Origin of the sequence: Salmonella sp. 32070601201500089SM (assembly GCF_017573605.1) — a bacterium.
GTDB classification, from domain to species: domain Bacteria; phylum Pseudomonadota; class Gammaproteobacteria; order Enterobacterales; family Enterobacteriaceae; genus Salmonella; species Salmonella enterica.
Map to the genome: position 1 here is coordinate 207,097 of NZ_JAGETK010000004.1, position 22,663 is coordinate 229,759.

16 protein-coding genes, 2 tRNA genes and 1 pseudogene are annotated in these 22,663 nt (G+C 51.4%); 11 read left to right on the top strand and 8 right to left on the bottom strand.

Features of this window, described 5'->3' with window-relative positions:
- Positions 1-363 (bottom strand): MerR family transcriptional regulator, encoded by a 363-nt coding sequence (locus J4728_RS08975; RefSeq protein ID WP_000472034.1) that lies wholly within the window; start codon positions 361-363, stop codon positions 1-3.
- Positions 364-584: 221 nt separating this feature from the next.
- Here J4728_RS08975 and J4728_RS08980 point away from each other — a divergent pair.
- The 3 genes from J4728_RS08980 (at position 585) to J4728_RS08990 (ending at position 3,158) form a co-directional block, all read left to right on the top strand.
- Positions 585-660 (top strand) — tRNA-Ala (locus J4728_RS08980).
- A gap of 42 nt (positions 661-702) precedes the next feature.
- Positions 703-778: transfer RNA gene (locus J4728_RS08985), tRNA-Ala, on the top strand.
- A 190-nt stretch (positions 779-968) separates the two neighbouring features.
- Positions 969-3,158 (top strand): sensor domain-containing phosphodiesterase, encoded by a 2,190-nt coding sequence (locus J4728_RS08990; RefSeq protein WP_001112946.1) that lies wholly within the window; start codon positions 969-971, stop codon positions 3,156-3,158.
- A 52-nt stretch (positions 3,159-3,210) separates the two neighbouring features.
- On the opposite strand, the gene nupC is transcribed toward J4728_RS08990, so the two are convergent.
- Positions 3,211-4,413 (bottom strand): nucleoside permease NupC, encoded by a 1,203-nt coding sequence (nupC, locus tag J4728_RS08995; protein ID WP_000376347.1) that lies wholly within the window; start codon positions 4,411-4,413, stop codon positions 3,211-3,213.
- A 342-nt stretch (positions 4,414-4,755) separates the two neighbouring features.
- On the opposite strand from nupC, the gene J4728_RS09000 reads away from it, so the two are divergent.
- On the top strand, positions 4,756-5,997 hold the full coding sequence (locus tag J4728_RS09000) for an Nramp family divalent metal transporter (protein ID WP_000131735.1): 1,242 nt from the start codon (positions 4,756-4,758) through the stop codon (positions 5,995-5,997).
- 60 nt (positions 5,998-6,057) lie between these two features.
- On the opposite strand, the gene ypeC is transcribed toward J4728_RS09000, so the two are convergent.
- On the bottom strand, positions 6,058-6,384 hold the full coding sequence (gene ypeC, locus J4728_RS09005) for a DUF2502 domain-containing protein YpeC (RefSeq protein WP_000490091.1): 327 nt from the start codon (positions 6,382-6,384) through the stop codon (positions 6,058-6,060).
- Between the two features lie 113 nt (positions 6,385-6,497).
- Entirely contained in the window at positions 6,498-7,496 is a 999-nt protein-coding gene (gene mgrA, locus J4728_RS09010) for an L-glyceraldehyde 3-phosphate reductase (protein WP_000640277.1), read from the bottom strand.
- A gap of 179 nt (positions 7,497-7,675) precedes the next feature.
- On the opposite strand from mgrA, the gene J4728_RS09015 reads away from it, so the two are divergent.
- Entirely contained in the window at positions 7,676-9,328 is a 1,653-nt protein-coding gene (locus J4728_RS09015; protein ID WP_080214918.1) for an alpha-keto acid decarboxylase family protein, read from the top strand.
- Positions 9,329-9,347: 19 nt separating this feature from the next.
- Here the strand turns inward: J4728_RS09015 and J4728_RS09020 are convergent, their stop codons facing one another.
- A complete protein-coding gene (locus J4728_RS09020; RefSeq protein WP_208211625.1) occupies positions 9,348-10,583 on the bottom strand; it encodes an ion channel protein in 1,236 nt (411 codons plus the stop codon).
- 203 nt (positions 10,584-10,786) lie between these two features.
- Here J4728_RS09020 and glk point away from each other — a divergent pair, with 203 nt between their 5' ends.
- Both glk and alaC read left to right on the top strand, forming a co-directional pair.
- Positions 10,787-11,752 carry a glucokinase gene (gene glk / locus J4728_RS09025; protein ID WP_000170376.1) on the top strand — a complete coding sequence of 322 codons (966 nt, stop codon included), beginning with the start codon at positions 10,787-10,789 and terminating at the stop codon, positions 11,750-11,752.
- 722 nt (positions 11,753-12,474) lie between these two features.
- A complete protein-coding gene (gene alaC, locus J4728_RS09030; RefSeq protein ID WP_000763118.1) occupies positions 12,475-13,713 on the top strand; it encodes an alanine transaminase in 1,239 nt (412 codons plus the stop codon).
- A gap of 49 nt (positions 13,714-13,762) precedes the next feature.
- Here the strand turns inward: alaC and ypdK are convergent, their stop codons facing one another.
- On the bottom strand, positions 13,763-13,834 hold the full coding sequence (gene ypdK / locus J4728_RS09035; protein ID WP_010723117.1) for a membrane protein YpdK: 72 nt from the start codon (positions 13,832-13,834) through the stop codon (positions 13,763-13,765).
- 402 nt (positions 13,835-14,236) lie between these two features.
- Positions 14,237-15,157 carry a kdo(2)-lipid IV(A) palmitoleoyltransferase gene (gene lpxP / locus J4728_RS09040; RefSeq protein WP_000484428.1) on the bottom strand — a complete coding sequence of 307 codons (921 nt, stop codon included), beginning with the start codon at positions 15,155-15,157 and terminating at the stop codon, positions 14,237-14,239.
- Between the two features lie 521 nt (positions 15,158-15,678).
- On the opposite strand from lpxP, the gene J4728_RS09045 reads away from it, so the two are divergent.
- Positions 15,679-15,921 carry a YfdY family protein gene (locus J4728_RS09045; RefSeq protein ID WP_000639889.1) on the top strand — a complete coding sequence of 81 codons (243 nt, stop codon included), beginning with the start codon at positions 15,679-15,681 and terminating at the stop codon, positions 15,919-15,921.
- Between the two features lie 275 nt (positions 15,922-16,196).
- Here J4728_RS09045 and pgtP read toward each other — a convergent pair whose 3' ends face one another.
- Positions 16,197-17,588, bottom strand: coding sequence for a phosphoglycerate transporter PgtP (pgtP, locus tag J4728_RS09050; RefSeq protein WP_000955747.1), 1,392 nt, complete (start codon positions 17,586-17,588; stop codon positions 16,197-16,199).
- Positions 17,589-18,023: 435 nt separating this feature from the next.
- Between pgtP and pgtC the strand changes: the two genes are divergently transcribed.
- From pgtC to pgtA, 3 genes and pseudogenes are all read left to right on the top strand, one after another.
- The gene (pgtC, locus tag J4728_RS09055; RefSeq protein WP_000467983.1) at positions 18,024-19,217 is read left to right on the top strand and encodes a phosphoglycerate transport regulator PgtC; all 1,194 of its coding nucleotides are present in this window, start codon (positions 18,024-18,026) and stop codon (positions 19,215-19,217) included.
- Positions 19,214-21,227 (top strand): annotated as a pseudogene (gene pgtB / locus J4728_RS23940) (two-component system sensor histidine kinase PgtB). Before pgtC ends, pgtB begins: the two are co-directional and overlap by 4 nt.
- Complete coding sequence (gene pgtA, locus J4728_RS09070) at positions 21,217-22,464, top strand: two-component system response regulator PgtA (RefSeq protein ID WP_208211684.1); 1,248 nt, start codon at positions 21,217-21,219, stop codon at positions 22,462-22,464. The pseudogene pgtB and the gene pgtA overlap by 11 nt, the downstream one beginning before the upstream one ends.
- The last annotated feature ends 199 nt before the right edge of the window (positions 22,465-22,663 follow it).

A 22,663-nucleotide genomic window follows, 5' to 3' on the forward strand; every position in this document is an offset into this window, starting at 1 on the left:
TTATTTGCTATCGCGTATCCCTAAGCGTTGTAACAAACCGGTAATCCCTTCACGCACGAGGAGAGAGGTAAACTGTTTCTGCTCGGATGAGGTCATCTCTTTGGCAAGCGTCATGAGCAGCGCTTCAAGCGATGCGTTGCTGGCAGGCGTAAATGTGTCTGCGTGATGGTCAACTGAACGTTCAGCGCTGCGGATATATTCACGAACCTGTTCGTTTACATGAACCAGACGGGCTTTACCGCCCTGGACGCCAGGTTTGGGCGATGTTGCCCAGCCTTCTTTCCGTACCCATTTATTGATGGTTTGTCGGCTGTAACCGGTGAGATTAGCGAGTTCTTCTGGCGTCATCCGTTCCTTGAACATAACGATTCCCTGAATAGTCGTGGGGTTAATTAGTGGTTCATTTTATAGCACCATTTTAGTCGAAACCGTGACGTGTTTAACTACTGAATGCGAGTTGTGCCGCAATGTCCTTTATTTGAATGCTTTTTCAGCGATTGAATTCGGCAAGTTCATTTTGCCGTTGACACATGCCGAGGGAATTCATATGATGCCGCCCGTCAACTCGACAAGCTTTACGTAGTGGGGCTATAGCTCAGCTGGGAGAGCGCTTGCATGGCATGCAAGAGGTCAGCGGTTCGATCCCGCTTAGCTCCACCAAATTTACTCCCGATAAATTTGGCGTATACGTAAAAGCACTATGGGGCTATAGCTCAGCTGGGAGAGCGCTTGCATGGCATGCAAGAGGTCAGCGGTTCGATCCCGCTTAGCTCCACCAACATTCAAACCCTCGCTGAAAAGCGGGGGTTTTTGCTTTTTGACACAAAATTTATGGCCTCTGATCTGCTCTTCAGGTGCGTTTGTTTGCCGCTGCTTTTGCGGTCAATATGAGCTTTTGTTAGATTGCTTCATAATGCGAATATACTTATTATTCATGCGCCTTATATAATGATGTGAGCATTAAAGCAATGCCGGATAAGTGTAACGTATTAAAAAATATAAAAATATTCTTACTGGCCTTCTGCCTGACCGTTCCGGCTATTCTGTTATCTCGTCTCATTTCTCCCCGCGCCACAATTGATTCCAGCTATATCTTTCTGGCCTGGCTACCGCTCTGCGTCATGTTTTCCGTGCTGTTTTTATTTGGCCGCCGTGGCGTCGCGCCGATGGTAGGCGGAATGATGTTGACTAATGAATGGAATTTTCATTTACCTCTGCCACAGGCGATGGTGTTGCTATTTTGCCAGACGTTTCCCGTGTTGCTGGTTTGCGCTATCGTACGCTGGCAGTTGGGCGCGCGCTGGCGCTACGGAATACCCAACCAAGGCATCTGGCTACGCGTTTTCTGGTTAGGGTTAATGACGCCGTTTGGCATAAAAATCAGTATGCATCTGGCGGGGCACTACCTGGCTTTCCCGGTGACCATCTCTACCTTCTTTGGCACCGGCACCGCTATTTTCTCGATTGTCGATTTATTGAGTCTGATTTCTGCCGCGCTTATTTTTACCCTCTTTTTCTATTATCCGCTGCGGATGATAGTCAGCCCGCACTATATGCGTATTTTCTGGCGGAGGGATGTCGCTCCTTATCTCGCCAAAGAAAAACGCCTGTTTACGCTTCTCTGGTTTGCCACTCTGGCGACGCTATTAGCGGTGCTGTGTACGCCTTTCGAGACAAAGTATATTGCTGGCTATCTGGTGCCAGTTCTGTTCATTGGATTTACCATCGGCGTGGGGAAAATCAGCTATCCGCTGTTGAATTTTAGTTGGGCTCTCACTGCGCTATTCCTGCTTAGCTATAACCGCAATTTTCTGCAGGGCGTGGGTTCAGAATATTCGCTGGCATTTATCCTTTCAGTTCTCATTTCTTTTAGTATTTGTTTGTTGTACATGGCGCGGATTAATCAGCGTAGCGAATGGTTGAATCGACAATGGCACTCGCAGGCATTGACCGATCCGTTGACGCAACTGCCTAACCTGCGTGCGCTGGAGCAGTTTCTTTTACAGGATGCCGGGCAAAGCGTGTGTTATTTACGCATGGAAAACCTGGAATTTCTGAGCCGTCATTACGGTATGCAGATGCGCGTGCATTGCGAACGCGAGGTGTTTCGCATGTTGCAGCCGCTGCTGCTGGAAAAGGAGAAAATTTTCCATCTGCCGGGCAGTGAATTATTGCTGGTGCTGACAGGACCGGAGACGGAAGCCCGCCTGCAATATATGCTCAACGTGCTTAATAACCGCAAAATTTACTGGAACAATACCGGTCTGGACATGGAATACGGCGCATCGTGGGGAACATTCGATGGTCGCCAGGAAACCTTGCAACCGCTGTTGGGGCAATTAAGCTGGCTGGCGGAGCAATCCTGTTCGCACCGTCGGGTGCTTGCACTGACCCAGAGTATTGAAGCCGCTTCCGGGCAGACGACGGAACGGGTGCTGCGGTTGCAGAAAATCCGTCAGGCGCTGGAGCGCGGCGCGCTGGTTTTGTATGCGCAACCCATTCGCGACGCGCAGGGAAAAGGGTATGACGAGATTCTGACGCGGCTTCGGTGCGACGACGGTATCATGATGCCGAATCAGTTCATTCCGCTTATCGCCCAGTTTAACCTGAGCATACGGTTTGATATGCAGGTGATGGAAGCGCTCCTGCAATGGCTGTCCGCGCATCCTTCAGCGGAACAGGGGGCACGTTTTTCGGTTAATTTGATGCCGTTGACGCTGCTGCAAAAAGAGACGGCGTCGCGCATTATGCAGCTTTTTAAACGCTATGGCGTCCCGCCTGCTTCGGTCATCATCGAAATTACTGAAGAACAGGCCTTCTCTCATTCCGAAATCAGTATGCACAATATCAATCAACTGCGTAAGTTCGGCCTAAAAATCGCCATTGATGATTTCGGCACCGGTTATGCAAACTATGAACGGCTAAAACGCCTCAAGGCGGACATCATTAAAATCGACGGTTGTTTTGTAAAAGATATTCTGACGGACTCCCTGGATGCGATGATTGTGAAATCCATCACTGATTTAGCGAAAGCGAAATCGTTGAGCGTCGTGGCTGAGTTTGTTGAAACGCCTGCGCAGCGCGATCTGCTATTGCAGCTTGGCGTACACAGTTTGCAGGGATATCTGATTGGCCGCCCGCGCCCGTTAGGCAAATAAGCGGCATAAAAAAACCGGGGATAGCTCCCCGGTTTCTGCATTAAACCCAGACTTACAGTACCAGCGCCGCGATAGAGGCGGACAGTACGCTCACCAGCGTAGAACCGTAAACCAGTTTCAGACCAAAACGGGAAACCACGTTGCCTTGCTCTTCGTTCAGGCCTTTAATCGCGCCCGCAATAATACCGATGGAAGAGAAGTTCGCGAAGGACACCAGGAAGACGGAGATAATGCCTTCAGCGCGTGGAGAGAGGGTAGAGGCGATTTTCTGCAGATCCATCATCGCCACGAATTCGTTGGAAACCAGTTTGGTCGCCATGATACTTCCTACCTGCAGCGCTTCACTGGACGGTACGCCCATTACCCATGCGACCGGGTAGAAGATGTAACCCAGAATGCCCTGGAAGGAGATGCTGTAGCCGAACCAACCGGTAACCGTTGCGAACAGCGCGTTCAGCGCCGCGATCAGCGCGATGAAGCCGATCAGCATCGCCGCGACGATAATCGCCACTTTAAAACCTGCCAGAATGTACTCGCCCAGCATTTCGAAGAAACTTTGGCCTTCATGCAGGTTCGACATCTGAATATTTTCTTCGCTGGCATCAACGACATAGGGGTTGATCAGCGACAGAACGATAAAGGTGCTGAACATGTTCAGAACCAGCGCTGCGACCACATATTTAGGGTCCAGCATGGTCATATACGCGCCCACGATAGACATGGAAACGGTCGACATTGCGGTCGCCGCCATGGTGTACATGCGGTTACGGGACATTTTGCCGAGGATATCTTTATAAGCGATAAAGTTCTCAGACTGGCCGAGGATCAGCGAGCTGACGGCGTTAAAAGACTCCAGTTTGCCCATACCGTTTACTTTGGACAACAGGAAACCAATAGCGCGGATGACCACTGGCAGAACGCGGATATGCTGAAGAATACCGATCAACGCGGAAATAAAGACGATCGGGCACAATACTTTCAGGAAGAAGAACGCCAAACCTTGATCGTTCATACTGCCAAAGACGAAGTTTGTCCCTTCGTTGGCAAATCCGAGCAGTTTTTCAAACATCTCGGAGAAACCTTTTACGAAGCCAAGGCCAACATCCGAGTTCAGGAAGAACCAGGCCAGTAATACTTCGATAACAAGTAACTGAATGACGTAACGAATGCGAATTTTTTTACGGTCGCTGCTAACCAGCAGTGCGAGTACCGCAACAACGGCAAGCGCCAGGACAAAATGAAGGACGCGGTCCATATTTGCTCCAAATATGAGGCAGGTTTAATTTTCGTGCACATTCTATGCAACAGCCGTAAAGAAAACGAGATCCAACACACACTATAATAAGGACCTGTGACGAGATTCAAAATTAGTGATCTGTAATACACTTTTACTGTACTGAATATGAAAATGAAAAGTTATATCAGTGTGCTAATCTTGTAATGTTAAGCCAAACTGTTCTGATGCAGGTCGTCATCGTATCGGTCTATCGTTTCACACTATCAAAGTAATCACCCGTACCCATTGAAATGCACTTGATAATCATTATCAATAAACATAGCATGAAACATAGCAAAGGCTATGTTTTTGAGGCAAAAGATGACTGACAATCGCGTAGAGAATAGCAGCGGACGGGCGGCGCGCAAGCTAAGGCTCGCATTAATGGGACCTGCGTTCATTGCCGCGATTGGTTATATCGATCCCGGTAACTTCGCGACCAATATTCAGGCCGGCGCCAGCTTTGGCTACCAGCTACTCTGGGTGGTGGTCTGGGCGAACCTGATGGCGATGCTGATTCAAATCCTCTCGGCAAAACTCGGAATCGCCACGGGCAAGAACCTGGCGGAGCAAATTCGCGACCATTATCCGCGCCCGGTAGTCTGGTTTTACTGGGTACAGGCGGAAATCATCGCGATGGCCACCGATTTAGCTGAATTTATCGGCGCGGCAATAGGTTTTAAGCTGATCCTGGGCGTCTCTTTATTACAGGGCGCGGTATTGACCGGTATCGCGACGTTTCTGATTTTAATGTTACAACGCCGCGGTCAAAAACCGCTTGAAAAAGTCATCGGCGGTTTACTGCTTTTTGTCGCCGCCGCTTACATTGTGGAACTGTTTTTCTCTCAGCCTGATATGGCGCAGCTCGGCAAAGGAATGGTTATCCCGGCGCTACCGAACCCGGAAGCCGTATTCTTAGCCGCCGGCGTGCTTGGCGCGACGATTATGCCGCACGTGATTTATCTGCACTCGTCATTAACACAGCATCTGCACGGCGGAACGCGGCAACAACGGTACTCAGCAACGAAATGGGATGTCGCTATTGCTATGACGATTGCCGGTTTTGTCAATCTGGCAATGATGGCGACCGCCGCGGCGGCGTTTCATTTTAGCGGCCACACCGGCATCGCCGACCTCGATCAGGCATACCTGACGCTGGAACCGTTACTAAGCCATGCGGCGGCAACGGTGTTTGGTCTTAGTCTGGTAGCGGCAGGGCTTTCCTCCACTGTGGTAGGGACTCTGGCGGGGCAGGTGGTGATGCAAGGGTTTGTCCGTTTTCACATTCCGCTGTGGGTACGGCGCACCATTACCATGCTGCCCTCATTTATTGTGATTTTGATGGGGCTGGACCCTACCCGAATTCTGGTGATGAGCCAGGTGCTGCTGAGTTTTGGTATTGCGCTGGCGCTGGTGCCGCTCCTGATTTTCACCAGTAACGCTACGCTAATGGGCGAGCTGGTGAACACGCGGCGGGTAAAACAGGTTGGCTGGATAATTGTCGTGCTGGTCGTCGCCCTGAATATCTGGTTGCTGGTTGGAACGGTGATGGGATTGTCATAAAGACAGAAAGATAGCAGGCCCGATGCGTGAACGTCATCGGGCTATTATTCAGCAGGAGGCTTAGTGATGATGTTTGTGACCCCGGCCTCGCCCGCGATGATCGTCGCGATCGCGCCAGCCTTCCCGATAACCGCGTTCATACGCTTTACGCTTATCCCAGCCGCGATGATAGCCGTTGTCATGGCGCCACCAGCGATTTTTACGCCATTCATAATGGTTGTGCCAGTAATCACGGTCGCGCCAGCGACCACCGTCCCAGTAGTTACCGTAATCATCGCGATCGCCAATCTGTAATTTTATTGAGGGCAACAGGGTGATTTCGCCCGCATTCGCGGCAAGCGGTGTAAAAGCCAGCAAGGCTGCCGCCAGAATCAGTGACCTGAACATACTTTCTCTCCTTCACGATCGAGCCGTCGCCGGCCTGTTAATGCAATATTACAAAGCAGTAAAGATTTGTTTCATCGCCTTAACTCTTAAATCATGAAGGAGAGCATTTTTTGCTAAAACCGGCCCTCCAGAATAGCGTCAATTTCTGCACATTCCGCCGCCGAAAAACGGCGATTGGCCAGCATTCCTACGGCGTCTTCGATTTGCGACGGTTTGCTGGCGCCAATCAGTACCGAGGTAACGTTATCGTTACGCAGCACCCAGGCGAGCGCCATCTGAGACAATTTTTGGCCCCGTCGTGCGGCCAGTTCATTCAACCGGCGAACTTTTTCCAGTTTGTCGGCGGTAATCTGTTCTGGTTTAAGGAAACGGCTTCCGCTCGCCGCGCGGGAATCTTCCGGAATGCCATTCAGATAACGGTCAGTGAGCTGCCCGCCCGCCAGCGGCGAGAAGGCAATACTGCCGACGCCTTTTTCCTGCAACAGCGCCAGCAGCCCGTCCTCTACCCAACGCTCAAAAAGCGAATATTTAGGCTGATGAATCAGGCAAGGCGTGCCGAGATCCTCCAGAATATCGATAGCTTGTCTGGCCAGATCGGCAGGATAGTTAGAGATCCCCACGTACAACGCTTTGCCGTGGCGCACAAGGTGATCTAACGCTTTCATCGTCTCTTTAAGCGGCGTTTCGGGATCGGGACGATGGTGATAAAAGATATCGACATACTCCAGCCCCATACGTTTCAGGCTTTGATCGAGGCTGGCGATAAGGTATTTCCGTGAACCCCAGTCGCCATAAGGGCCATCCCACATGGTGTAGCCCGCTTTGGTGGAGATGATCAATTCATCACGCCACGGTAAAAAATCTTCCTGCAGAATGCGGCCAAAATTGCATTCTGCGGAGCCCGGCGGCGGCCCATAATTATTGGCGAGATCAAAGTGGGTAATGCCCAGATCGAACGCGCGTTGCAGCAGCGCCCGGCTATTTTCTACCCGTGTCGCATCGCCGAAGTTGTGCCATAACCCCAGTGAAATGGCGGGAAGTTTGATGCCGCTGCGCCCGCAGCGACGATACTCCATTGTGTGATAACGATTTTCATCGGGCTGATAAATCATGACCTTTCCCCCTGTGGCGTGAATAAATAGTGTATACGGTTACACTCGCCAGGCGGTATCCGGCTTTTACTGTTTGCCGCTGTAAACATTGTTTTCCAGGCTTTCATCCCCACCGTGCTGGACAGCCATCGGCATTCCTTAATACTCAACATAATGTCAACGTCAGAAGGAAAGCTGTCATGCAAAACCCCTATACCGTGGCCGACTATTTGCTGGACAGACTGGCAGGATGCGGCATTGGCCATCTTTTTGGCGTACCGGGCGATTATAACTTGCAGTTTCTTGACCATGTGATTGACCACCCGACCCTGCGTTGGGTGGGATGCGCCAATGAGCTGAACGCCGCTTATGCCGCGGACGGCTATGCGCGCATGTCGGGCGCTGGAGCGCTACTCACTACCTTTGGCGTGGGAGAACTTAGCGCTATTAACGGTATCGCGGGCAGTTACGCGGAATATGTCCCGGTCTTGCATATCGTCGGCGCGCCCTGTAGCGCTGCGCAGCAGCGTGGCGAATTGATGCACCATACCCTCGGCGACGGCGATTTTCGTCATTTTTATCGCATGAGTCAGGCGATATCTGTTGCCAGCGCAATATTGGATGAACAGAACGCCTGTTTCGAGATTGACCGCGTATTGGGTGAAATGCTTGTCGCACGCAGGCCAGGATACATCATGCTGCCCGCCGACGTGGCGAAAAAAACGGCCATCCCGCCTACGCAGGCGCTGGCGTTGCCCGTGCATGAAGCGCAAAGCGGCGTGGAGACGGCTTTTCGTTACCACGCCCGTCAGTGCCTGATGAACAGTCGGCGCATTGCGCTATTGGCCGACTTTCTTGCCGGGCGTTTTGGTTTACGACCACTGTTGCAGCGCTGGATGGCGGAAACGCCCATCGCTCATGCGACACTACTGATGGGGAAGGGGCTTTTTGATGAACAGCACCCGAACTTCGTTGGCACCTATAGCGCTGGCGCCAGCAGCAAAGAAGTGCGTCAGGCCATAGAGGACGCCGATAGGGTTATCTGCGTCGGCACCCGTTTTGTCGATACCCTTACGGCCGGATTTACCCAACAATTACCGACGGAACGCACGCTGGAGATTCAGCCTTACGCGTCGCGCATCGGCGAAACCTGGTTCAACCTCCCGATGGCGCAGGCGGTGTCTACGCTGCGCGAACTGTGCCTGGAATGCGCTTTTGCGCCGCCGCCGACGCGTTCCGCCGGACAGCCAGTGCGGATTGATAAGGGAGAACTGACCCAGGAAAGCTTCTGGCAAACCTTACAGCAGTATCTCAAACCCGGAGATATTATCCTTGTCGACCAGGGGACCGCCGCCTTTGGCGCTGCCGCGCTGTCGCTTCCTGACGGCGCGGAAGTTGTGGTTCAGCCGCTGTGGGGGTCTATCGGCTATTCCTTGCCCGCCGCGTTTGGCGCGCAAACTGCCTGCCCCGATCGGCGGGTGATTCTGATTATCGGCGATGGCGCGGCGCAGCTCACGATTCAGGAGATGGGCTCGATGTTACGCGACGGGCAGGCGCCGGTTATCCTGCTGCTCAACAATGACGGTTATACCGTAGAGCGCGCCATTCACGGCGCGGCCCAGCGGTATAACGACATCGCGAGCTGGAACTGGACGCAGATACCACCGGCGCTAAACGCGGCGCAACAGGCGGAGTGCTGGCGGGTGACGCAGGCTATCCAACTGGCAGAGGTCCTCGAACGTCTGGCGCGCCCACAACGTCTGTCATTTATTGAAGTGATGTTGCCAAAAGCCGATCTGCCGGAATTACTGCGTACCGTGACCCGGGCGCTGGAAGCCCGCAACGGGGGATAATGGCCCCCGCTGCGCCGGATTAGGGTTCGTGACGGTTGGCGGCCAGCAACGGTTTTCCCGCCAGCAATAGCCAGGCGGGGAGCATCACAATGCAGAGCAGCGGCAGCAGATTGGTATCCGGTACGACGACTGCCGCCATAAACAGACTGAGCCAGCCGTCGCGCGTCACTACCAGCACTAAGCCAAGAATCGCGCAGGAGACGGTAATCGCCGCGGGTACGGCCTCAACATGGGCATGGAGCATGAGCCCCAGCGCCGCGCCGATAAACACAGCCGGAAAAATGCGCCCGCCGCGAAAGCCGCTCGCCGCCGCGATGACCAGCGCGGTGAGTTTGACGACGGCTAAGGTAAAATAATCTCCCGCGCCCAACGTCTGGCTAAACGCCATTTGTTGCATTTCGTCCAGGCCTTTAAACAGGGTAAGCGGCCCGCCAATGACGCCCAGAATACCCAGTATAAAACCGCCAATGCCGAGAATCAGGACCGGATTTTTCAGTCGGTGCAGCAACTCATGCAGACGCGGAAGGCACCAGACGGCGACCATCCCGGCGGCAATGGCGATCGCCGCGACGATCGCTCCGCTGGCAATGTCCACCAGCCGCATCTGCGTGTAATGGGCGATGGGTAACGAAAAATGCGGATGAAAGAACAGACTGGTGGTGAGTGACCCCGCCGCTGCCGCCATTAACGGCGCAAACAGGCGATCCCACATGGGAATATCGTTAGAGCCGCTAAGTGTTTGCGAAAAAATCAGCGCTGCGGCGACGGGCGTGCCGAACAGCGCGCCGATGGTGCCCGCTGAGGCCAGAATCGTCCAGTCTAACGCCGTGATACGCGGAAACAGGCGGGAGCCGAAAGCCGCCGCCAGCGCGATATTTATTGTCATTATCGGATGCTCTGGCCCCAAACTTACCCCACCAGCAAGGCCGATGATTAAGGCGAGAAGCAGCCCGGGTAGCGCAGATGGCGAGACCGGCATACTGATTAACGGTTCGATGGCCGGATCGGGGCCAGCGTGTCCGGGACTGTAACGGATAATCAAACCCACCACGATCCCGGTTAGCGTGAGCATACCCACTATCCAGAACGGCGAATCATAAGCGATGCCGATGCTGGTGGGCAGTCGTTGCCAAAGAAATTGCTGAAAAACCGACGCGACTTTCATCGCAGCGATTAAAACCAGGCTTGACGCTACGCCAATAATCAGCGCGGGGAGCGACAGCAGCAGCATCGTTCGGGCACGCGGGTGGAACATAATCTCTTCCTTACACGGGGTCGTATACCTATTTTGCACAGCCTGCCCGACGGCATTGCTGCAATTGGTGCTGAAACAAGAAAGTAATTCTGTGATGAAGATCTATATTTATAGGCAGTCAGCCTGATGGCCGTTGTTGTTATGCCCCCATGAATTTACAGTGTGACAAAGACTTATTTTGACTTTAGCGGAGCAGTAGAAGAATGACAAAGTATGCTTTAGTAGGAGATGTAGGCGGCACGAATGCGCGTCTTGCCCTGTGTGATATCGCCAGTGGAGAAATCTCGCAGGCCAAAACGTATTCCGGCCTGGATTATCCCAGTCTTGAGGCCGTGGTGCGCGTTTATCTCGATGAGCATAGCGTCAGCGTGGAAGATGGTTGTATCGCCATAGCCTGCCCGATTACCGGTGACTGGGTAGCGATGACTAACCATACCTGGGCTTTTTCTATTGCGGAAATGAAAAAAAATCTCGGCTTTAGCCATCTGGAAATCATCAACGATTTCACCGCCGTGTCGATGGCGATCCCGATGCTGAAAAAAGAGCATTTAATTCAGTTCGGCGGCGGCGAACCGGTAGACGGCAAACCTATTGCGGTGTATGGCGCGGGAACCGGCTTGGGCGTGGCGCATCTGGTGCATGTGGATAAGCGTTGGATTAGCCTTCCGGGCGAAGGCGGGCATGTCGATTTTGCGCCTAATAGCGAAGAAGAAGCTATGATTCTGGAAATATTGCGCGCCGAAATTGGCCACGTTTCCGCCGAGCGCGTGCTGTCTGGCCCGGGGCTGGTGAATCTTTACCGGGCGATTGTTAAGTCCGACAACCGTCTGCCGGAGAATCTGCGCCCGAAAGATATTACCGAACGCGCCCTGGCGGATAACTGTATCGATTGTCGCCGCGCGTTGTCGCTCTTTTGCGTCATCATGGGGCGATTTGGCGGCGATCTGGCGTTAACCATGGGGACATTTGGCGGCGTTTATATCGCTGGCGGTATTGTCCCGCGCTTCCTGGAATTTTTTAAAGCGTCCGGCTTCCGTGGGGGCTTTGAAGATAAAGGCCGCTTTAAAGATTATGTACACGGTATTCCGGTTTATCTGATTGTCCATGATAATCCTGGCTTGTTAGGTTCCGGCGCGCATCTGCGCCAGACATTAGGTCATATTCTATAAGCCAGGTGGCGGCATAAACGCCTTATCCGGCCTACAATAGTGTGTCATCTGTAGGCCTGATGAGCGCAGCGTCATCAGGCAATTAAACATTCTCTTGTCAGTCTCAAACCGCGTGCCTCACGCGGTTTTTTTCATTGCCTTTCCTGTGCATGAATGCTTCAACTGTCTGAATTATTTCACTTTACTCTTGCTGAGCGAAAGGTCAAACACCAGCGCGTTGAGTCATCATGTCATGGCGGTTAGTCAGGCGAAAACAGGGATTTATTTTACTATACGTATCCGGTTCGCTGCCTTATTTACGGTTTCATCGCGGCATCTTGCTGGAAAGGATCCTCATTTTCGGGGAAATGTCCCTGAAAAATACCGCAATATGACATGATCGAATACCATTATCATTAGTAAGGATTTTGGTTAAAGAGGAAAAACCACAAAATCAAAAGGGGATTATTTGAGATAAGGTTTATTGACAGGAAATTATCGTCGGCTGTAACACATTAGGTAAATTCAATGATATTAAGTTGTTAATAATATGATTTGTTTGATGCTATAACTGACATGCTTAAAAGGTAAATTTTTACGCTTGTTCCTCTTTTTTCGTCGCTAAAAAATATTTTCATTAGCCTCTCGACAGGAAGAAAATTTTCAGGCTATTTTCTAAAGGAGCCACCATCGTGGCAGCGTCGCTCGGACGGTCCGGGCGCTAACGTTAATCTGAGGATATTATGGCTGACTTCCGCCCTGAACGTCGCTTTACGCGTATCGATCGCCTTCCGCCCTATGTTTTTAACATCACCGCTGAACTCAAAATGGCTGCGCGTCGGCGCGGTGAAGATATTATTGATTTCAGTATGGGTAATCCTGATGGCGCAACCCCTCCCCACATTGTCGAAAAACTTTGCACCGTCGCGCAGCGTCCGGATACGCACGGTTATTCCACGTCTCGCGGCATACCGCGTTTACGCCGCGCGATTTCTCACTGGTATCAGGAACGTTATGATGTCGATATCGATCCGGAAACCGAAGCGATTGTGACCATCGGTTCCAAAGAGGGACTGGCGCATTTAATGCTGGCGACGCTGGATCATGGCGATACGGTACTGGTGCCGAACCCCAGTTACCCGATTCATATCTATGGCGCCGTTATCGCCGGGGCGCAGGTGCGTTCGGTTCCATTGGTCGAGGGGGTGGATTTCTTCAACGAGCTGGAGCGCGCTATTCGCGAAAGTTATCCGAAACCGAAAATGATGATTTTGGGTTTTCCATCTAACCCTACGGCTCAGTGCGTCGAACTGGAATTTTTTGAAAAAGTGGTCGCTCTGGCTAAACGTTATGATGTGCTGGTAGTGCACGATCTGGCGTATGCCGATATCGTGTACGACGGCTGGAAAGCGCCATCCATTATGCAGGTGCCCGGCGCGCGCGACGTGGCGGTTGAATTTTTCACACTGTCGAAAAGCTATAATATGGCGGGCTGGCGTATTGGGTTTATGGTGGGCAATAAAACCCTGGTCAGCGCGCTGGCGCGCATTAAAAGTTATCACGATTATGGCACCTTTACCCCGCTTCAGGTGGCGGCTATCGCCGCTCTGGAAGGCGATCAGCAGTGCGTGCGCGATATCGCCGAGCAGTATAAACGTCGTCGCGATGTGCTGGTGAAGGGGCTGCATGAGGCGGGCTGGATGGTTGAAATGCCGAAAGCCTCAATGTACGTCTGGGCGAAAATCCCGGAGCAATATGCGGCGATGGGATCGCTTGAGTTTGCCAAGAAGCTGCTGAATGAGGCGAAGGTTTGCGTTTCTCCAGGGATAGGCTTTGGTGATTATGGCGACACCCATGTACGCTTTGCATTAATAGAGAATCGCGACCGCATTCGCCAGGCCGTCAGAGGGATTAAAGCGATGTTCCGCGCCGATGGCGTGCTGCCGTCACATCCAAAACCCGTTGAAGCGAGCACGGAGTAGAAAAGCAAACAGGAGCCCCATGGCTCCTGTTTTTCTTTGCATTGTACTTTTAAATCATCAGGGCGAAAGTACCGGCCCAAACGATGACCATAAATGAAATGCCCATAAAGAAATATTTCACGTTTCATCTCTCCGCGTACCTGTCGTACGCCTAAATGAACTTACACTTACCTGATTATAGAGAGTTGATGCCGGACAATACGAAATTGAGAATTATTCGTGTTTCGACCGCCTGCATCACCTCAGAATTCTGCGCGTCATCGCTCCAGACGGCGCTAATGTACGCCTAAAAATGAGGTGAAACAAGAGGCATTTTCTTATTTACTTTTAGTAACTTACAAGTGTCGGGAATCGGCGACAGTTTAATTTCTGACAGTGATGAATCGCTATTGAGCGACGCCGCCGACACAGTAAAAAATCGCCTGTAAACAGGAGACTTATCGCTAAAAGCAGGAATGAGTAATTTACGATATGAATATTATGACAATGCGAAATGCCAAAATAAAAGGCCTTGCGGCCTTTTTCAGATGTAGAGTGACGCTTCCCCCAACGGGCGAGTCTTGAAACGGCGATGGATCCAGAGATATTGCTCCGGGGCGCGCATGATCTCTTTCTCAATAATTTTATTCATATAGGCAGCGGCTTGATTTTCATCTGCCGGGTAACCTTCCATTTCAGGGGTAATATACAGACGATAACCCGAGTTATCGGATTTCCTTACCATTGTAACGGTCAACATGGCGGCGCCAGACAGCCTGGACAGTACATAGGTGCCGTTGGTGGTGGCGACGTTTTCAACCGCGAAAAATGGCGCAAAGGAGCTGCCTTTAGGGCCGTAGTCCTGGTCGGGAGCAAACCAAACGGCTTCCCCTTTTTTTAGCGCGCCCACAATGCCGCGCAGATTGTTTCTGCCGATCATCGCTTTATTTGAGCGCATACGACCGCGCGTCTGCACCCACTCCATGAGCGGATTGTTATGCGGACGATAGGTCGCCATCATCGGCTGGCAGAGACCCATTACCCGGCCTCCCAATTCCAGCGACATAAAATGCACGCCAACGACCATTACGCCGCGATTTTGCGCCTGCGCACGGGTAAGGTTGTCCAGCCCGTCCACATCAAACCATTTGCGAACCCGGTTATCAGGCCAGAACCAGGCCATGCCCGTTTCAAGCAGCGCCATGCCAAGAGAGTGGAAATTCTCGGCGATCAGTTTTTCCCTTTCTTCCCGGGAGAGGGTCGGAAAACAGAGTTCAATATTTTTCTGGGCGATTGACTCACGTCGCTTCAGGAAGGGGCGCGCCAGTTTACCGGTGCGGGTGCCCAGAAAACGCAAAACCGGGTAGGGAAGCTGCACCAGTAACCAGAGGACGCCAACGCCAAACCACGTCAGCCAGTAGCGCGGGTGCAAAAACGCGCGTGAAAATTTGCTTTGAGGAAACATAAAATACCTTCTGTAGATACGAAAATAATGTATCGCAGAAGAGTCATTATCCGCAGCGGTACACTCTGAAATACGCATCATCCTTCAAGTTGCGTTCGCTTATCCGAAGCACTTACTTGAGTAAGCTCATCAGGGTAACTTGAATGATTTACGTATAGTTAGGCCATCATGTACGACAATGGTTCCCGTAAGGAGTGTAAAACTAAGTCAGTACTAAACCACGAGGGCATGAACGCCAGGCAGGCTAATGTACCACCAGTTATTTACTCGCGCCCAGAAATTCTTTATCAAGAAGCGTAAATATTTCTCCCGTAGCAAAAATAAGCTAATCATTATTTTTAATGCATTGTTTTTACAGTGATAATTTTATTTCAGACGAAGGTCATTGAAAAATGATTAAAAAAATAAAATGTGAGATAAATGTTATGGAAATGACGGGCTGATAAGGTTTATCTTAAAGGAGAAGTGAGAGGGACCGTAAGGCTATATGGAAGCCTTGCCATAGACAGGAGGTATTATAGATGATCTATTTATGGACATTTCTTGCAATAAGTATACTTGCCGTGAGTGGCTATATCGGTCAGGTGATGGGGGCTTTTTCTGCGGTTTCTTCTTTTACGGGAATGGTTATCCTTGCCGCGCTGATTTATTTACTCAATGTATGGTTGCAGGATGGCGATGACATCGTTAGCGGATTATTGCTTTTTCTCGCACCGGCATGTGGGTTAATTATTCGCTTTATGGTGGGATACGGTAAGCGTTAGTCAGTACATACCCTTCATACTTCAAGTTGCTGATGTGTTGGCTACGGATTACTCGGCCCATCGATGGGCCTCGCTCTGACGGGCCGTCGCACGTGACGTTCAAATCTGCTCCCGGCAGATTTGTCGCTCACCCCAGTCACATCGTTATCTATGCTCCTGGGGACTCACTCCCTTGCCGCCTTTAAGCAACTCGAATTATTTTGGGTATATACGATGCCAGTGAATAGATAGCGCCGACAATGTCGGCGCTTCTGTTCCCCAGGAAGGCTAATCGTTTATTGCGCGTCCGCAAGCTGCAGTGAGTCCTGATTATGTAACGCATTCTGGCGCTGGCGTTCCAGTTCCAGCGCGCCGCGATGGGAGAGGTAACAGAATAGAATGCAGCACACGATGCCGCCCATCAGAAGATAAAATCCGCCGTACCAGCCAAGTTTATCCACCATTACACCAAACAGGCTGGTGCCCAACGAGGCGCCGAAAATATAGCTCATGAACCCACGTAAACCGACGGCGGAACCTACGGCAAAGCTGGGGACTATCTCCATTGTCTGTACGGACGCGAGGAACTGCGGGACGTAAATCAGACAACCTACAATGGCGGCGAAAATCGTTACCATCAGCAAAGATTCACTTTTCCAGTATCCGATCAGACAGACAAAAATCAGCGCCATGCAAATCATGGCTAACGGCATTCTGCGGCCCTTAAACAGTTTATCTGACAGCCAGCCTGCCAGTAGCGTGGAGGGAATCGCCGCCCACTCGAAAAAGAGAAACGCGACGCTCATCTGTTCTTTTGAAAAGTGTTTTACTGTCAACAGATAGATAGGCAACCAGCTAATCATGCCAAACCGCACCATATAGACGAAGACATCCACCAGCGAAATATACCAGGCATTTTTATTGCGCAGCACATAAGTACAGAAGATTTGCCATGCGCTCATATTTTCCGGCGCTTTTGCCGTATTCTTCGTTTTCAGTACGACTTTTTCTTCCGGCATCATCTGTTCCAGGGAGGGAAGACCTTCTTCGCGCGGCGAACCTTTTCCCAAGACCAGAACAATTAAGGCAAAAATGACGGCGACGCAGGCCGGAACGATATAACTGGCGCTTTGCCAGTGTTCGCTGCCCAATATCGCAAAAGCCGCACCGACGATAGGCGCGACGATCCCGCCGCCAACGTTATGCGAGATATTCCAGAAGGCGCCTACGCGTCCGCGCTCCCGACGAGGGAACCAGTTTGCAATAGTAATAAACGAGGGGCCGACGCCCATGCCCTGAAAAAGGCCATTGAAGACCACCAGAGCGGCAAATATCCAGAATGCGCTACTGAATCCCAGCCCAACGTTAACAATCGCGCAGAGTACCAGACCGCACGCCATGAAGACTTTTGGGCTGGCTTTATCCGCCAGACTGCTCATTACGCCTTTACTGATTCCGTAAGCAATAAGCATACAGCTACTCAGCAGGCCGATTTGCGTAGCGCTGAGATCCAATTGCTCTTTTAAATAAGGCGTCGATAATGTGAAGTTGTTTCTGACTATATAGTAAGCGAGATATCCCAGAAATACGCTTAACAATGCCTGTATACGATATCGACCATATGTGGCCTGGACTTTTTCCGGTGGGACTTTATGCGCCGATTGCCCTGTTTTTAATATTGTTAACATGGAGTCACCTGTATTTTATAGTGAGATGAACATCAGGAGGTTTTGTCGGTAGAGTGAAAGGAGTGACAATAAAATTCAAGTCGAAGAAATGTGTCAAAATTGACTCAATTGGGTGAATTTAAAGGTTATTTTTGACCCATCCTGAAGGGTGTGATGAAACTTTAATTATTGGCATGGCCGTTTTATCGTTAGCATGTGCGGATATTAACAAATTTGCTGCCAGTGATCTGATACGCTTTATTGATGTTTTCGGGCGACGGACCCGTTATTATTCAAATAACGTTGTTCTGGATGCCAACAGAAATAAAAGGGTAAGTTTTGTCTCAATATTTTCTTTATGTGATATCGATATTTATGAACGGGATCACAAATCGACTTTTCTCATGCTGTAGTCGTTTCGCCAGAGTGGGCGCTTTTACGCTATGGCTGGCGGCAATGTTCGGTTCTTGCCAGGCGTACAGCCGCGAGCTGGTGATGGCAACGACCTTTTCACCCAGCGCGACCGCCTGGATTATCCAGCGCTGGCAGACGGAGCCGGGTTCCGTCATGATTCGTACGCTCAACCGTACCAGCGGTTCTTTAGAGCAATTACTTGATACGGCGAATGCGGAAAATGTCGATCTGATCCTGACGTCATCCCCCATGCTGTTGCAACACCTTCAGGAGCACCAAAAGCTGGCGCTATTGGATAGCGCGCCTGCCGCCAGCCAGAAGCTGGTGCCGCGTTCTATCCGCTCAACTTCAGTGGCGGTAGCGGTATCCGGATTTGGGCTATTGATCAATCGTTCAGCGCTCGCTGCGCGCCATCTTCCGCCGCCTGCCGACTGGCAGGATATGGGCCTGCCCAGTTACCAGGGCGCTCTATTAATGAGCAGTCCGTCACGTTCAGACACCAATCATTTGATGGTGGAGTCGCTGTTGCAGCAAAAAGGCTGGACGGCAGGATGGGCGACGCTGCTGGCAATCTCGGGTAATTTGGTCACGATTTCCTCTCGCAGTTTCGGCGTAGCGGATAAAATCAAAAGCGGGCTTGGCGTTGCCGGGCCGGTCATTGATAACTATGCTAATTTGCTACTTAACGATCCTAATCTTGCTTTTACCTATTTCCCGTATTCTGCGGTGTCGCCCACTTACGTCGCGGTGTTGAAAAACAGCCGTCATGCAGACGAAGCGCGTGCTTTTATTCATTACTTATTAAGTCCGAAAGGGCAAAGGATACTGGCTGACGCGAATACCGGTAAGTATCCCGTCGCACCGCTTAGCGCCGATAATCCTCGCGCCGCGCAACAACAGCGTTTGATGGCCCAGCCGCCGTTGAACTATCGTCTGATCCTGAAGCGTCAGCAACTGGTACAACGCATGTTTGATACCGCGATCAGTTTTCGTCTCGCGCAGCTTAAAGATGCATGGCGAGCGTTGCACAGCGCAGAAACGCGGCTTAAACGCCCCTTACCTGAAATCAGAGCCTTATTGACCAGCGTCCCGGTGGATGCGGCAAGCAGCGAAGATGAAACCTGGCTGGCGCAGTTTGATAATAAAAGCTTTGCCGAACAAAAAATGATGGAGTGGCAGATCTGGTTTCTGAACAATCAGCGGCTGGCGATTCACAAACTGGAAGAGCTGAAATGAAGGGGAGATTATTGCAACGGCTTCGTCAGCTCAGTATCAGCAACAGTTTACGGGGCGCATTTTTAACGGGCGCATTACTGACGCTGATTGTCAGTATGGTCAGCCTTTATTCCTGGCATGAGCAAAGTTCGCAGGTTCGCTATTCGCTTGATGAATATTTTCCTCGCATCCACTCCGCTTTTTTAATTGAGGGGAACCTGAATCTGGCCGTGGATCAACTCAATGAATTTTTGCTGGCGCCGAACACGACGGTACGTTTGCAGTTACGTACACAGATTATTCAGCATCTGGATAAGATTGAGCGTCTCAGTCAGGGGCTTCAGCTTGCTGAGCGCCGGCAACTGGCCGTCATTTTACAGGATAGCCGGACCTTGCTGGCGGAGCTGGACAACGCCCTCTACAACATGTTTTTGGTGCGGGAGAAAGTCAGTGAGCTTTCCGCTCGCATCGACTGGCTCCATGATGATTTCACCACGGAGCTAAATTCGCTGGTACAGGATTTTACCTGGCAGCAAGGGACGCTACTCGATCAAATTGAGGCGAATCAGGGCGATGCAGCACAGTATTTGCAACGTTCGCGCGAGGTGCAGAATGAGCAGCAGCAGGTATATACCCTGGCGCGAATTGAAAATCAGATTGTTGATGACCTGCGCGACAGATTGAATGAGCTCAAGTCCGGCAATAATGACGGGATGCTGGTGGAGACCCATATTCGCTATCTGGAAAACCTAAAAAAAAACGGCGGATGAGAATATTCGTGCGCTGGATGACTGGCCCAGTACGATCACGCTACGGCAAACCATCGACGAACTATTGGAAATCGGGATGGTAAAAAATAAGATGCCCGATACCATGCGCGATTATGTTGCGGCGCAAAAAGCCTTACTGGACGCCAGCCGCGCCAGAGAGGCTACGCTAGGGCGCTTTCGCACGCTGCTTGAGGCGCAGTTAGGTAGTAGTCACCAGCAAATGCAGACGTTCAATCAACGCCTGGAACAGATTGTTCGCGTTAGCGGCGGGCTTATTTTAGTGGCGACGCTCCTGGCGTTGCTGCTGGCCTGGGGACTCAACCACTATTTTATCCGTTCCCGGCTGGTAAAGCGTTTTACCGCGCTTAATCAGGCTGTGGTACAGATAGGGCTGGGGAGAACCGACTCGACTATCCCGGTTTACGGGCGCGATGAGCTAGGACGGATAGCCCGTTTGCTACGTCATACGCTGGGCCAGCTCAATATGCAACGCAGGCAGCTTGAACAAGAGGTCGCCGAGCGCAAAGAGATAGAAGCCGACCTGCGCGCCATGCAGGATGAGTTGATTCAGACGGCGAAACTGGCGGTAGTCGGCCAGACCATGACCACGCTGGCGCATGAAATTAACCAGCCGCTGAATGCGCTTTCAATGTATTTATTTACGGCGGGACGCGCGATTGAACAAGGTCAGAGCGGACAGGCGAGAAATACGCTCACCAAAGCGGAAGGGCTCATTAACCGGATTGACGCCATTATCCGTTCGCTGCGGCAGTTTACCCGCCGGGCGGAGCTGGAAACGCCATTGTATCCCGTTGATCTGCGCCAAACCTTCGTGGCGGCATGGGAGTTATTAGCCATGCGCCACCAATCCCGGCAGGGAGCGCTTTCACTGCCAACCGACACCGTATGGGTTAGCGGCGATGAAGTGCGTATTCAGCAGGTTCTGGTGAATGTGCTGGCGAATGCGCTTGACGCCTGTTCGCATGATGCGGCTATCGCGGTGACGTGGCAGACGCAGGGAGAGGCGCTGGAGGTTTATATTGCAGATAACGGCCCTGGCTGGCCTGTGGCGTTGTTGCCCTCTTTACTCAAGCCGTTTACCACCAGTAAAGCTGTCGGGTTGGGTATTGGGCTGTCGATTAGCGTGTCGCTGATGGCGCAAATGAAGGGCGATCTGCGTCTGGCGTCGACGCTGACGCTGACGCGTAACGCTTGCGTAGTGCTGCAATTCTCGGTAACGGATGTCGATGATGTTGAATGATGAATGTTCTATTTTGCTGATTGATGATGACGTTGATGTACTTGACGCCTATACCCAAATGCTTGAGCAGGCAGGCTACCGCGTGCGTGGCTTTACCCATCCTTTCGAGGCCAAAGAGTGGGTAAAAGCGGATTGGGAGGGGATCGTTTTGAGCGATGTGTGTATGCCGGGGTGTTCCGGTATCGATCTTATGACGCTGTTTCATCAGGATGACGATCAACTGCCAATCTTATTGATTACCGGACATGGCGATGTACCGATGGCGGTTGATGCGGTGAAAAAGGGCGCCTGGGATTTTCTGCAAAAACCCGTCGATCCGGGCAAGCTGTTGATATTAATTGAAGACGCGCTACGCCAGCGCCGGTCGGTCATTGCACGGCGGCAATATTGCCAGCAGACGTTACAGGTTGAACTGATTGGGCGCAGCGAGTGGATGAATCAGTTTCGACAACGGTTACAACTACTGGCGGAAACGGATATTGCCGTATGGTTTTACGGTGAGCATGGCACTGGACGTATGACTGGCGCCCGTTATCTCCATCAACTGGGGCGTAACGCGAAAGGGCCGTTTGTACGCTATGAACTCACGCCAGAGAATGCCGGGCAGTTGGAGACATTCATCGACCAGGCGCAAGGAGGCACGCTGGTGTTGAGTCATCCCGAATATCTGACACGCGAACAGCAGCACCATCTGGCGCGTTTACAAAGCCTGGAGCATCGGCCTTTTCGTTTGGTGGGCGTTGGCAGCGCTTCGCTGGTGGAGCAGGCGGCAGCTAACCAGATTGCGGCCGAGCTTTACTACTGTTTCGCCATGACCCAAATCGCCTGCCAGTCTCTTTCTCAGCGACCGGATGATATCGAGCCGTTATTTCGCCATTATCTTCGAAAAGCCTGCCTGCGACTCAATCATCCAGTGCCGGAAATAGCGGGGGAATTACTGAAAGGAATAATGCGACGCGCCTGGCCAAGCAATGTGCGCGAACTGGCTAATGCGGCAGAGCTTTTTGCTGTTGGCGTGCTGCCACTGGCGGAAACGGTCAACCCGCAGTTGCTTCTTCAGGAGCCGAGCCCGCTTGACCGGCGCGTTGAAGAGTATGAGCGACAAATTATTACCGAAGCATTAAATATTCATCAGGGACGAATTAATGAAGTGGCGGAGTATCTGCAAATTCCCCGTAAAAAACTTTATCTGCGCATGAAAAAATATGGTCTAAGTAAAGAACATTATAAATTCTGATATTACAGTTACTTTCAATCTGGCTGACAACAACAGCAACGATGTCGTTAGCCAGATAACGTCACATCACCGTAATGGTAAATCATTCCATTATGATTATAGATTGCTTATTATTCACCTGAGCATCAAATTCTATTTCTTAACTTCAATATAAGGTAAAAATGCGTCAAGTTCTCTGGCGTAATAAATGTACTCTTGT

What these genes read in the sequence shown, in the direction of transcription:
- J4728_RS09000 (WP_000131735.1), top strand. Translation starts at nt 4,756, where the DNA reads ATGACTGACAATCGCGTAGAGAATAGCAGCGGACGGGCGGCGCGCAAG.
- pgtC (WP_000467983.1), top strand. Translation starts at nt 18,024, where the DNA reads ATGTTCGGTTCTTGCCAGGCGTACAGCCGCGAGCTGGTGATGGCAACG.
- J4728_RS08975 (WP_000472034.1), bottom strand. Translation starts at nt 363, where the DNA reads ATGTTCAAGGAACGGATGACGCCAGAAGAACTCGCTAATCTCACCGGT.
- alaC (WP_000763118.1), top strand. Translation starts at nt 12,475, where the DNA reads ATGGCTGACTTCCGCCCTGAACGTCGCTTTACGCGTATCGATCGCCTT.
- J4728_RS09020 (WP_208211625.1), bottom strand. Translation starts at nt 10,583, where the DNA reads ATGTTCCACCCGCGTGCCCGAACGATGCTGCTGCTGTCGCTCCCCGCG.
- J4728_RS09015 (WP_080214918.1), top strand. Translation starts at nt 7,676, where the DNA reads ATGCAAAACCCCTATACCGTGGCCGACTATTTGCTGGACAGACTGGCA.
- nupC (WP_000376347.1), bottom strand. Translation starts at nt 4,413, where the DNA reads ATGGACCGCGTCCTTCATTTTGTCCTGGCGCTTGCCGTTGTTGCGGTA.
- pgtP (WP_000955747.1), bottom strand. Translation starts at nt 17,588, where the DNA reads ATGTTAACAATATTAAAAACAGGGCAATCGGCGCATAAAGTCCCACCG.
- J4728_RS09045 (WP_000639889.1), top strand. Translation starts at nt 15,679, where the DNA reads ATGATCTATTTATGGACATTTCTTGCAATAAGTATACTTGCCGTGAGT.
- glk (WP_000170376.1), top strand. Translation starts at nt 10,787, where the DNA reads ATGACAAAGTATGCTTTAGTAGGAGATGTAGGCGGCACGAATGCGCGT.
- lpxP (WP_000484428.1), bottom strand. Translation starts at nt 15,157, where the DNA reads ATGTTTCCTCAAAGCAAATTTTCACGCGCGTTTTTGCACCCGCGCTAC.
- J4728_RS08990 (WP_001112946.1), top strand. Translation starts at nt 969, where the DNA reads ATGCCGGATAAGTGTAACGTATTAAAAAATATAAAAATATTCTTACTG.
- mgrA (WP_000640277.1), bottom strand. Translation starts at nt 7,496, where the DNA reads ATGATTTATCAGCCCGATGAAAATCGTTATCACACAATGGAGTATCGT.
- ypeC (WP_000490091.1), bottom strand. Translation starts at nt 6,384, where the DNA reads ATGTTCAGGTCACTGATTCTGGCGGCAGCCTTGCTGGCTTTTACACCG.
- pgtA (WP_208211684.1), top strand. Translation starts at nt 21,217, where the DNA reads ATGTTGAATGATGAATGTTCTATTTTGCTGATTGATGATGACGTTGAT.